11 protein-coding genes are annotated in these 12,641 nt (G+C 39.4%); 1 reads left to right on the forward strand and 10 read right to left on the reverse strand.

Annotated features, from left to right (window positions below; genetic code table 11):
• Positions 1–259 precede the first annotated feature (259 nt).
• Positions 260–1,225 carry an Rpn family recombination-promoting nuclease/putative transposase gene (locus EUBELI_RS06875; protein WP_012739648.1) on the forward strand — a complete coding sequence of 322 codons (966 nt, stop codon included), beginning with the start codon at positions 260–262 and terminating at the stop codon, positions 1,223–1,225.
• Between the two features lie 58 nt (positions 1,226–1,283).
• Here EUBELI_RS06875 and aguB read toward each other — a convergent pair whose 3' ends face one another.
• The 10 genes from aguB to EUBELI_RS06925 form a co-directional block, all read right to left on the reverse strand.
• Positions 1,284–2,156 carry an N-carbamoylputrescine amidase gene (gene aguB, locus EUBELI_RS06880; RefSeq protein ID WP_012739649.1) on the reverse strand — a complete coding sequence of 291 codons (873 nt, stop codon included), beginning with the start codon at positions 2,154–2,156 and terminating at the stop codon, positions 1,284–1,286.
• Position 2,157: 1 nt separating this feature from the next.
• On the reverse strand, positions 2,158–3,279 hold the full coding sequence (aguA, locus tag EUBELI_RS06885; protein ID WP_012739650.1) for an agmatine deiminase: 1,122 nt from the start codon (positions 3,277–3,279) through the stop codon (positions 2,158–2,160).
• 2 nt (positions 3,280–3,281) lie between these two features.
• Positions 3,282–4,511 (reverse strand): carboxynorspermidine decarboxylase, encoded by a 1,230-nt coding sequence (gene nspC, locus EUBELI_RS06890; RefSeq protein WP_012739651.1) that lies wholly within the window; start codon positions 4,509–4,511, stop codon positions 3,282–3,284.
• 15 nt (positions 4,512–4,526) lie between these two features.
• Positions 4,527–5,786, reverse strand: a complete 1,260-nt coding sequence (locus EUBELI_RS06895) for a saccharopine dehydrogenase family protein (protein ID WP_012739652.1) — start codon at positions 5,784–5,786, stop codon at positions 4,527–4,529.
• The gene (speE, locus tag EUBELI_RS06900; RefSeq protein WP_012739653.1) at positions 5,783–6,640 is read right to left on the reverse strand and encodes a polyamine aminopropyltransferase; all 858 of its coding nucleotides are present in this window, start codon (positions 6,638–6,640) and stop codon (positions 5,783–5,785) included. The genes EUBELI_RS06895 and speE overlap by 4 nt, the downstream gene beginning before the upstream one ends.
• Before the next feature lie 47 nt (positions 6,641–6,687).
• Positions 6,688–8,142: an aminotransferase class I/II-fold pyridoxal phosphate-dependent enzyme gene (locus EUBELI_RS06905; protein WP_012739654.1), complete on the reverse strand. Its 1,455-nt coding sequence runs from the start codon at positions 8,140–8,142 to the stop codon at positions 6,688–6,690.
• A 604-nt stretch (positions 8,143–8,746) separates the two neighbouring features.
• Positions 8,747–9,811, reverse strand: coding sequence for a DUF4422 domain-containing protein (locus EUBELI_RS06910; RefSeq protein ID WP_012739655.1), 1,065 nt, complete (start codon positions 9,809–9,811; stop codon positions 8,747–8,749).
• Positions 9,812–9,813: 2 nt separating this feature from the next.
• Positions 9,814–10,359: a transcription repressor NadR gene (locus tag EUBELI_RS06915; RefSeq protein ID WP_012739656.1), complete on the reverse strand. Its 546-nt coding sequence runs from the start codon at positions 10,357–10,359 to the stop codon at positions 9,814–9,816.
• Positions 10,360–10,391: 32 nt separating this feature from the next.
• A complete protein-coding gene (gene nadC, locus EUBELI_RS06920) occupies positions 10,392–11,252 on the reverse strand; it encodes a carboxylating nicotinate-nucleotide diphosphorylase (RefSeq protein WP_012739657.1) in 861 nt (286 codons plus the stop codon).
• A gap of 22 nt (positions 11,253–11,274) precedes the next feature.
• Positions 11,275–12,612 (reverse strand): L-aspartate oxidase, encoded by a 1,338-nt coding sequence (locus tag EUBELI_RS06925; protein ID WP_012739658.1) that lies wholly within the window; start codon positions 12,610–12,612, stop codon positions 11,275–11,277.
• Positions 12,613–12,641 lie beyond the last annotated feature (29 nt).

Consider the following 12,641-nt stretch of genomic DNA (forward strand, 5'->3'; position numbering starts at 1 on the left):
TGTAATATATACTCGATTATATTTAAAAAAATAACGCTTCCTATGCGTTACCTTTTAACAAATCACTTTAATCTACCTAAAAGTAGAAATTAATTTTATTATATTAACTTCTTATATATCCGTCAATATTATTCTTTAAATATATTTTATAGATTATATTGACATATTCTCTCTGTATTGTTATTATATATTACACATTGGTGCATCATTTTATATTTTAACTATATCTCACATATGAAACATTTAAGAAAGGCGACATATGAATAATAGCAACCGCACTACTCACCAGAAAGATGTCTCCCTTAAGACTTTCTGGCGTGATAATGAACATTTTGCAGATCTTTTCAATGCTACTGTCTTTAATGGTAAACAGGTGCTTAAACCTGACAAACTTACAGAAATGGACACTGATGTCTCTGCTACAATTCATTCCAAAAGTTACAATGAATCTATTACCAGAAACAGAGATGTAGTAAAGAAGATGTCTGATGGCGTTGAGTTCAATATTCTTGGTCTTGAGATTCAAGACAAGACCCATTATGCCATGCCTCTAAGAACTATGACTTATGATGCACTCGGCTACATAAAAGAATATAATGATATCAAAAAACATCATAAGCTGAATAAAGATTCTTTCAGTTCTCATGAAGAATTTCTTTCTGGAATTAACAAGTCTGACCGTTTCCACCCTATAATAACGCTCGTTCTTTACTATGGTGAGTCGTTATGGGATGGTCCTACCTGCCTGTCTGACATGATGATTTCCATGCCTGATAATATCAAGGCTTACTTCTCCGACTATAAGTTAAATCTGGTTCAGATACTTGATTCTGATAAATATACATTTTATAATGAAGATGTAAGAGATGTGTTTAATATTATAAGGAACATATATAATGATGATTTCGATTCAATATATCGTGAATATGAATCCCGCAATGTAGATATTGATGTAATGGAACTGATATGTAACATAACCTCAGTTCCAAAGCTTATGGACTTATGTACAGATACTGAACAAGGAGGGACTGTCAATATGTGTGAAGCAATGAAACGATTTCAGGCTGAATGTGAAAGCAAAGGTATGAAAGAAGGTATCGATTCCGAAAAAGTCAACTCTATCATCTCCATGCTAGAATTCGGCATAACCAAAGAACAGATATTAACCAGGTACACTAAAGAGGATTTAGAAAGAGCAGAAGCTGCTATCGCTAATGAGAACTAACACCATACTAATAATATTAAAGCCAGTTAATCTAGCAATTAAGATTAACTGGCTTATTTTATCTGATACCTTTATAGATTTCTGGTCTTCTGTCCCTGAACAGGCCCCAGCTCACGCGAAGGTCGGCATCTGCGTCAAGGTCGGATTCCCCATAGACAATTTCTTCCTTGTCTCTTGATGCCTGTGTCACTATCTCGCCTGTTGCATCTGTTACAAATGAAGAACCATAGAATAAAAGTGATGATTCCTGATAACCATTAGCTTCAGATGGTGTAACCTTCTCCTCACCAATACGGTTGGCAGCTACTACAGGAACTATATTGCACGCTGAATGTCCCTGCATACATCTTCTCCAGTGCGGCATGCTGTCAACCTCAAGAATCGGCTCTGAGCCAATCGCTGTCGGATAGAAAAGGATTTCTGCTCCCTGTACCGCCATTCCTCTGGCTGTCTCTGGAAACCACTGATCCCAGCATATTCCTACTCCAATTCTCGCATATCTTGTATCCCACACCTTAAAACCTGTATCTCCCGGTGTGAAATAGAACTTTTCCTGATAATAATGGTCATCAGGAATATGTGTTTTTCTGTATATTCCAAGAACACTTCCATCTGCGTCAATAACTGCAACAGTGTTATAGAACACATTTATATCTCTTTCATAAAAGCTTATTGGAAGCACAACTTTAAGTTCGGCTGCCAGCTTCTGAAAATGCTTCACAGCCGGATTCTCATCAACAGGTGTTGCAAATGCGTAATAATCATAATTTCTCTCCTGACAGAAATACTGTCTTTCAAAAAGCTCAGGAAGCAGTATTATCTGTGCACCGTTAGCTGCCGCTTCACGAACCATCTTATCAGCCTTTGCAATGTTCTCTTCTACCGACCGTGAACACTGCATCTGTATGCCTGCATACTTTACATTTCTCACACTATTTTACCTCCGGAATCTGTTGTGTAATACAGTGGATATTACCTCCACCGACTATTATATCTCGCGCATATATCCCAACTATCTTTCTGTCTGGAAATGCTTCTTTAAGCACATTTATTGCAAGGCTGTCCGCCTCGTCATCAAATTGCGGCACTATAACTGAGTCATTGGCAATATAGAAATTAACATAAGACGCAGCAAGACGCTCGCCTGCTTCTCTCATGTCCTCGCCTTCCTCAAATTCAAAGCCATTAAGTTCTTCCTCAGTTATGCACACAGGTTTCTTAGGAATAAGCATTTTTCTTACTTTAATGTGTCTTCCTTTGGCATCAGTTACATTTTCAAGAACAGAAAGACAAGCCTTGCTCATCTCGTACTGCGGGTCATTCTCATCATCCGTCCACGCAAGCACAACTTCTCCTGGTGCTGTGAATGCACACACATTATCCACATGCTCGTTAGTCTCATCGTTGTATATTCCACATGGAAGCCAGATTATCTTGCTTACATTGCAGTACTGTTTTAATTTATTCTCAATCTGTTCCCTGCTAAGCTGTGGATTTCTTCCCTTACTCAACAGACAGCTTTCAGTAACAAGCATTGTTCCTTCGCCATCTGTATGTATTGAACCACCTTCAAGAACAAATGGTGCTGCATTATATCCCTGACAGCCAAGATAAGACATAAACTGTCCGGCTACAAGGTTGTCATTGTCCCAGGCCGCGTACAGTCCGTCATATGTTCCGCCCCACGCATTAAATTCCCAGTTAATTCCACGCAAATCACGCGCTTCATATGGTGTATCCACATTTCCACTCACAACGAATGTAGGACCTGTATCTCTTGCCCATGCATCGTCTGTATCCATGACTACAAGTCTGACCGTTTCCGGGAGCATCTTTGCTGCTTCCTCTTTTCTACCTTCTGATACAATCATGTATACCTGCTCGCTTTCACTGATTACAGACGCTATCTGTGCAAATGCTTTCTTAGCCGCCTTTGCTCCATAAGCCCAGGAACCCGGTCTTTCCGGCCATATCATAATGCAGCCCTGATGTCTTTCAAATTCAGCAGGCATGCGAAAACCATCTGCTGCCGGAGTACTGTTAATATAATCCATATCTATAATCTCCCTTTGAAATCTTCATAGCCAAAATGCTTCCATACCTTACATTCTCCATCACTATCCATAATTACAATATCCGGCAGCTGGATTCCGTTAAATGTATTGTTCTTAACCATTGAATATATAGCCATATCTTCAAATACGAGTCTGTCCCCGACATTGATTTCCCTGCCGAATTGATAATCACCTATGATATCTCCTGCAAGACATGTATAAGATGACAGTCTGTATCTGTATCTTCCATTCTTCGCCGGTTTCCATATACCTTCTTTTACGTCCATATCAAAATCAATCTCTATGTCCTTATCAATTCCATACTCATCTTCCATGTCCGATATTTTCAATCCACCACGAAGAGGTGGTGTATATGGCATTTCCAGTACATCTGGCATATGACACGCTGCAGATGCATCAAGTATAAGAGTTGTTATTCCATTTTCAACCTTATCAAGCACTGTAGTCACAAGATATCCTGCATTAAGTGCAACAGCTTCCCCCGGTTCAACATACACCTGCACATCATATTTCTTTTTTACATGACTGATACATTTTTCAAGAGTTTCAATGTCGTAATCTTCACGGGTTATATGATGTCCGCCGCCAAAATTAACCCACTTCATATCTTTCATGAGAAATCCGAATTTCTCTTCAACAGCCTTTAATGTTGCCTCTAAGTCATCTGAATTCTGCTCACATAATGTATGAAAATGTATTCCTTCCATACCTGATAACACATCAGGTTCTTCCTCAAGTGCAGCTTTCAGGTTCTTAAGTGTAACTCCAAGTCTGCTGCCCGGCGCGCATGGGTCATATATTGCATGGTCACCCTGTGTAGAAAACTCTGGATTAACTCGAAGTCCAAAGCTTACTCCAGCCTCAATACATCTGGCTTTATGCTTCTTTAACTGTGAAACTGAGTTAAAGACAACATGGTCACATATATTTACAAGCTCATCCATATCCTCATCAGTAAATGCCGGTGCAAATACATGATTTTCTTTTCCCATACACTCAGCACCAAGTCTGGCTTCATATATTCCACTTGCCGTAGTTCCGCTTATATATTTTCCAATCAGCGGATATTCTGCATATGCTGAAAATGCTTTCTGCGCCAGCAGTATGTGGCAGCCGGTATCTTCTTCTACTTTATGAAGTATCTCAAGATTATGAATAAGCATTTTTTCATCTATTACATATGCCGGTGTCTTTAACTCATCAAATCTCATAATTAACCTCTCTTTTTAGTCTACTAAAACAGGATTTTCATCGACAACCCATGGAAGACCGTACTTATTAAGCGCATCCATGTATGGATCCGGATCAAATTCATCTGTTGTGAATACTCCCGGCTTATTCCAGAGTCCCTTTGCAACAAGCATTGTACCAATCATAGCAGGTACGCCTGTTGTGTACGAAATAGCCTGTGAACCTACCTCACGGTAACATTCCTGATGGTCACACACATTGTAAATATATACCTTCTTCTCCTTGCCGTCTTTGATACCTGTGAAGATACAGCCGATATTAGTCTTACCTACTGTTCTTGGTCCAAGTGAAGCAGGGTCTGGAAGAAGTGCCTTTAAGAACTGGATTGGAACTATCTCCTGTCCGTTGAATTCAACCGGGTCAGTTCTTAACATTCCGACATTCTCAAGGCATTTCATATGTGTAAGATAGCTCTGTCCAAATGTCATGAAGAAACGTATTCTCTTAACATGCGGAATATTAGCAGCAAGTGCCTCTATTTCCTCATGGTGAAGCAGGTACATATCCTTCATTCCTACTCCCTCAAAATTATACTCTCTCTTTATTGACATAGCAGGAATCTCAACCCAGTGACCATCCTCCCAGTATGAGCCTGGTGCTGATACCTCACGAAGATTAATCTCCGGGTTAAAGTTAGTTGCAAACGGATATCCATGGTCGCCGCCGTTGCAGTCTAATATATCAATTGTATGTATCTCATCAAAATAGTGTTTCTGTGCATAAGCTGTGAATACGCTTGTTACACCCGGGTCAAAACCAGTTCCTAAAAGTGCTGTAATTCCGGCTTCTTTATATTTTTCTCTGTAAGCCCACTGCCATGAGTAGTCAAAATATGCTGTAAATCCAAGACGCTTGCATCTCTCCTCATATACCTTTCTCCACTCAGGATTGTCTGTATCCTCACACTCGTAATTAGCAGTATCAACATAAGGAACTTTACATGCAAGGCAGGCATCCATAATCGTAAGGTCCTGATATGGAAGTGCCACATTAAGAACTACATCCGGCTTGAATTCATTGATAAGCGCAATAACCTCATCTGTGTTGTCAGCATCAACCTTTGCTGTTGTGATGTTAGTACTTGTCTTACCCTTCAATTCGTCTGCTAATTTGTCACATTTGCTCACTGTTCTGCTCGCTATGCACAGGTCTGAAAACACCTCGCTCACCTGACATATCTTGTGGATTGCTACTGAAGCAACTCCTCCGCAACCAATTACTAATACTCTGCTCATCTTTCTTCCTCCTGTTCTAATAATTCTTCAACATACTTTGGCAGCATGAATGCACCTGTATGAAGATTAGTTGTGTAATATTCTGTATGTATATTTCTTCTCTTCCACTCTGCCGGCTTGAAATCCTTAAGCGGATGATATTTCTTTGACGCAAATCCAAACAGCCAGTATCCTGACGGACTTGTTGGTATATGTGCCTGATACACGCGGCTTATTGGAAATGTGTGGAACACCTTCCTGTGCATGCTTCTGCATGCATCCTCATCTTCATCATAGAAAGGACTTCCATGCTGGTACACAAGTATTCCATCCTCCTTAAGTGCCTTATAACAGTTACCATAGAATTCCCTTGTAAACAGTCCCTCACTCGCACCAAACGGGTCTGTTGCGTCATTAATTATAAGGTCATACATATCCTGCTTGGAGCGTAAGAACCTTAATGCATCTGAATTATAAATGTGCACTCTCTCATCTTCTAATCCTGATGCCGTCTCTGGAAAATACTCCCTGCACACATCAACAAACATGTTGTCCTGTTCAACTATGTCAATATTTTCGATATTGTCATACTGCAACAGTTCCTTTGATACACCTCCGTCACCGCCACCGATTATCAATACATTTTTAACATCTGGATGGACTGACATTGGCACATGCACCACCATCTCGTTATAGATGAAACAATCCTGTTCTGAAAATATAACACTTCCATTAAGTGTCAGGAATTTTCCGAACTCTGGCGACTGAAATACATCTATTCTCTGATAGTCGCTCTCTCCAGAAAACAGTTGTTTTTCAACCCTGATATCAAACTTCACATGTGGTGAATGAAGTTCTGAAAACCAAAATTCCATAGAAACTTTCTCCCTTCTATATTTGACCGATTGAACAAATCGGACATTTACATTCTTAATACATTCAGTGTCTGCAATGTTGAATCTTCCATTCCCTGCATTGAACAGCCCTTCTCTACTGAATACTGAATATAGTCTATTATCTCGTCTGTGATTTCTTCACCCGGCGCAAGTATAGGAATTCCTGGCGGATATGCCATTACGAACTCCCCTGATATATGTCCTGCTGCCTCACGGATTGGAACTTTAATCTTATCGGCATAGAAGGCTTCCTGTGGTGAAGCAAGTACCCTTGGAAGCAGCATTTGTCTGTCTACTTCAAAGCGTTTTTCTTCTTTTGAATACAGACGGCTGATTTCAGCCAATGCTCCGACAAGTCTTTCTATATCCTGTATTCTGTCACCAATTGATATGTACGCCATTATATTTCCAATGTCGCCGAATTCTATCTGGATATCATACTCATCTCTTAAGATATCATACACCTCAATTCCATCAAGTCCGATATCCCTTGTATAAACACAAAGCTTGGTAACATCATAATCATAGACTGTTCCACCATTAATCAGTTCTTTTCCGTATGCATAATAACCCCCTACCATATTAATCTCATCTCTTGCATACTGTGCCCACTCGCTCACCTTTGCAAATGACTGTCTGCCGCGCAGGGCAAGATTTCTTCTTGATATATCAAGGCTTGTCATAAGAAGATATGACGCGCTCGTTGTCTGCGTAATATTAATAATTGTCTGTACATAATCAGCATTCATACCATTATTGGTAAGAAGGATCGAACTCTGCGTAAGCGAACCGCCTGACTTATGCATTGATATTGCTGCAAGGTCTGCTCCTGCTTTCATTGAATTCATAGGAAGGTTGTCACCAAAATACAGATGCGTTCCATGTGCCTCATCGGCAAGCACCTTAAGTCCATATGAATGTGCTATATCACATATTCCTTTAATGTCTGAACAGATTCCATAATATGTAGGATTATTCACCAAAACCGCCACCGCATTCGGATGCTCCTGTATTGTCTTTTCAACCTGCTGCACAGTTACTCCAAGCACTATTCCAAGCTTTGCATTAATTTCTGTATTAAGATAAACAGGAATCGCACCACACAGAATCAATGCATTAATTACGCTTTTATGCACATTTCTTGGAACGATAATCTCATCTCCAGCCTTACATACAGATAACACCATGTTCTGTACTGCCTGCGTAGTTCCTCCTACCATGAAAAATGCGTGTTCTGCCCCAAATGCCTCTGCTGTGAGCTCCTCTGCCTCCTTAATAACAGAAACAGGGTGGCACAGGTTATCAAGTGGCTTCATTGAATTAACATCTATTCCAACACATCTTTCTCCAAGTAAATCTACCAGTTCTGGGTTGCCTCTTCCTCTCTTATGTCCCGGAACATCAAACGGAACAATTCTTTTCTTTCTGAATTTCTCAATTGCTTCGTAAAGCGGCGCACTCGCCTGTCTTTTTAAGTCCATAATCTCCCCCTGTTCTCATCGCTGCTCGCGCTCGCAGCTTTATTCCAGAGCTTCGCTCTGTCATTGTCGCGGCGCTCCTCGAATATCCGTGAAGAAATCCCAATTCATGCAAGCATGATTGTGATTTTTCACTTCTATTCTCATCGCTGCTCGCGCAAAAAGGCGTGATTGATTTAAAATCAATCACGCCTGTATAATCATATTCTATCTTCTTTTTGATTACTGTATTGCCAAATACAGAAAATCTGACCTTTCAGAGTTTATCCAAGTAAGTCACTGTTACCGCTCTTATTGACCGTTTCACAAGATGATATGCTCTCTCGCATGATAATTTTAAAATCAACTTATAAAATTTGAGCTTCTAACTCAATCAATAATGTGTGCCCTCGTCACACTCGGCAACCGACCCGCCCGTCCGCAAGGCTTAACATGTAAACATGTGGTCTGTATTTGCGATATCTTTTTATATCCAAAATACCTTTAAAATATAATATAACTGTCTGCTGGTGTCAATAACATTTTTTATATTTACCCCATATTTTACCTGAACTTTTCGGATATATTACATTATTAACCCTGAAACCTAAAGACATTATTTCCTTTTTTATTTGTTACCATACAACTTCCGTGCTACCACAAATGCTTCCTCAGGAATCCCCATTTCTCTATACATTTCCTTCCAGTCTTCTGTAAGTTGTCCTTTTAATTCGAGCTGTGTTTTCCTGTTTATACCCGAAAATACCCCAAACCATTTACGGACATCCGGATTGCTTTTGTAAAAACTGCCACCCTCACGCTTTATCTGCATGTCCATAACTGCTGTTATCTGTAACATAAGATGCAATTCACCGGTTACATCAGACGCCTCCATGAGAACATCAGGTCTTTTATTGTAAAAGTCCATAAAGTACTGCATAGCACCCTTTGTATCCTCTTTTGCAAGATAAGACGACAAAACTGCTTTCAGCTCCCTTGTTTCGGCTTTTTCGCCAACCATTCCAACCTTGCATTCCTTTACCTTGATATTGTTTACTCTCACCCACACAAGCAATAAGAATTCAGATATAAAGCCAAACACACGCCTGTGGTATGAATCCTTATCAGTCTCCATATCAATGCGTTTCTGAACCTCAAAAAATATGGTAAACAGCCACTCAGCATATTTATCAAAAAGCTCTTTAGAAGTGACTATCATATTTCCAAAATATGTCTCATTGCCATTAACAAGCTGTATAAATGTATCATAATACTCGGGATATAATTCCTTAATAACTTCACCTGTCATGTCAAGCGCAGTTACATTATGATTAGCAGAAAATCCGTAATGATATGAATTATTAAGAACGACTCTCTTGGTTGTAACAAGTTCGTACTCCTTAAAAATCTGCTCATACTGCTTTTCATTCATAATATGCTCGTTCTCATCAATAAGATATCTTCTGTAATGGCATGTTCCAACATAATTAATATCATGCACATTTTTCCATATCCAGTATAATCCTGTAAGTTCACTGTAATAACCGTTAAGAGCCGATATATTATCTCCTGTATCGTCCCGAAGATACCCCAGTGGTGAATTAATGGCTGTACCTACCTGAAGCGGCACATACATATTATCATCAGGCTTTGTAAAATATTTATGTGTAAGTGTGTAAATTGTTAAGTCCATATTCACCCTTTATGCCAGAAATCCACTGGCTCATACTCCTGCAATTTTGCAAGAAATCCAAGTTTTCCAAGCTCCTCCTGAATTAAATCCAGTGTCTGTTCGTCATCCGCAACAATTGTATGATAATGATATCCTGATGTCACATTCATCAATAGGCTGCTCTTTCCATTTGCAATTTCCTCAAGATATTTCCTGATATCACGCCTTGAATGTATATTCATCTCCGCTCTTATAACACCATATACCTTGTGATATACGAAAACATCTCTTATCCAGCCACCCATGTCAACTATTGCTCCGAGTTCTGCTTCCACCTCATCATCTCCATGTTTAACCTTAAGTATACGGCTGTACTCCTGCTTATCATTAAGCACATAGCCTCTGTTAGTTGAGAAAACATCTATATTCTTCGCGCGGATAAGCGCTATATCCTGCACTATAACCTGCCTGCTTACATCTAATATCTGTGCAAGCTGTGTACCCGGCACAGGACTTGACGAATGTTTTAATATATCTACTATCTGATTTCTTCTCTCTTCTCCATTCATTGCTACAACTCCCCGGTTCACCCCGACAATGATTACTCCTGTACAGGATGAAGATTTTTTAATGAAATGTCCATAATTGGTGCAGAATGTGTAAGTGCACCACTTGATACAAAGTCTACACCAAGGTCAGTAATTTTTGCAATGTTTTCTTTAGTTACATTTCCAGAAACTTCAACTAAAGCTTTTCCACCAATTATATTCATAGCCTCTCGCATATCCTCATGACTCATATTATCAAGCATAATAATATCAGCGCCTGCCTCAACAGCTTCACGCACCATTGAAAGGTTCTCAACTTCAACTTCTATCTTTCTTACAAATGGTGCATATTCCTTAGCCATTGTAACTGCCTGCTTAACTCCGCCTGCAGCACCTATATGGTTATCCTTAAGGAGTACTCCGTCTGTAAGATTATATCTGTGGTTATTACCACCTCCGATTCTGACAGCATACTTCTCAAATATACGGTTATTAGGTGATGTCTTTCTTGTATCAAGAAGCTTTGTCTTAGTTCCTGCAAGCAGCTTCGCAACACCATTAGTATATGTCGCAATTCCACTCATTCTCTGGAGATAATTAAGTGCTGTTCTTTCTCCACACAGAAGAACTCTTATATCTCCTCTTACAACTGCCATCTTCTGACCTTTCTTAACCTCATCCCCGTCTTTTGCAAAAAATGTAATCTCTACATCTTCATCAAGCAGTTCAAATGTTCTTGCAAATACCTGCAAGCCACATATTATTCCGTCCTGCTTGCATATAAGCTCGACTTCTCCAAGTTTTGGTTCTGGCATAACACTGTTAGTTGACACATCCTCACTTGTAATATCTTCTTTAAGTGCTCCAAGAATGAGCGGATCCACATTTAACTTTAAAGTAACTTTATCAAACATATCATTTCTCCATTTCTATATATTATGCGTAATTCTTCTTCTGGCTTTCTTCATAGGCTTTATCTGCCTCTTCAATCTTTTTATTGACTAATTTTGCATATTCTCCGTCAATTTTCGACTCATCTGCATATTTTTCTGCATCAAATGTATCAAAATATGTAATCTCATCCTGTGTCGGTTTTACAACTGCATTTTCAGTAATATCAAGTGCTGCCCTCTTTGCAAACACAAGACTTTCAAGAAGTGAGTTGCTTGCAAGCCTGTTTCTTCCATGAACTCCGTTGCAGGCTGTCTCACCTATTGCATACAGGTTATCCATTGTTGTTCTGCTCTCATGGTCTACCTTAATTCCTCCCATGAAATAGTGCTGTGCAGGAACAACCGGAATACACTCTTTTGACGGGTCATATCCCTTATCAATACAATACTGCACTATATTAGGAAAATGCGTTTTTAATTCTTCTTCAGGTATTGTCCTTAAATCTTCCCATACAAAGTCTGTATTGTCCTTTGCCATCTGTTTTCTAATCTCTTCTGTAAGCAGGTCTCTTGGAAGCAACTCATTAACAAATCTTTTTCCATTCTTATCATAAAGCTTTGCGCCTTCACCCCTTACCGATTCAGATATAAGAAAGCTTCTGTCTTCCTCTTTGTCAGAATAAAATGTTGTTGGATGAATCTGGACATAATTAATATCCTTTAATTCTACTCCATGCTTTATAGCAATTGCAATTGCATCTCCTGTAAGATGTCTGAAATTCGTTGAATGTCTGTATAAACCACCAATTCCACCTGTAGCAAGTACAACATCTGAAGCTTCTACCTTAATAAGCTCTCCATTTTCTGTCCTTATAACCGCACCAAGGCATCTGTTATCTCTGCTTATTATATCAAGCAGTCTTGTGTATTCCATAATTGTCACATTGGGAAGAGTTCTCACCTTCTCTAACAGATGACTTGTTATCTCTTTACCTGTAATATCTTCATGGAATATTATCCTGTTAGATGAATGAGCTCCTTCTCTTGTGTATGCAAGACTTCCGTCAGCCTCTCTTGCAAATCTTGCTCCACAATCGACAAGATCTTTTACTACATCTGCTGATGAACGGATCATTATTTCAACAGATTTCTTATCATTTTCATAATGGCCGGCTTTCATTGTATCTTCAAAATAACTGTCGTAATCTTCTTCACATTTTAGCATACACATACCGCCCTGTGCCAGAAATGAATCACTGCTCTCACAATCAGACTTTGTTATCATAAGAATCTTCTTATCAGCAGGCAGATTCATTGCCATATACAGACCAGAACAGCCACATCCGGCTATCAGCACATCTGTTTTAATTGTATTATTCATAGGATACCTCCATTCTTTCTGCGCATACT

Source organism: [Eubacterium] eligens ATCC 27750 (genome assembly GCF_000146185.1).
Classification (GTDB): Bacteria; Bacillota; Clostridia; order Lachnospirales; family Lachnospiraceae; genus Lachnospira; species Lachnospira eligens.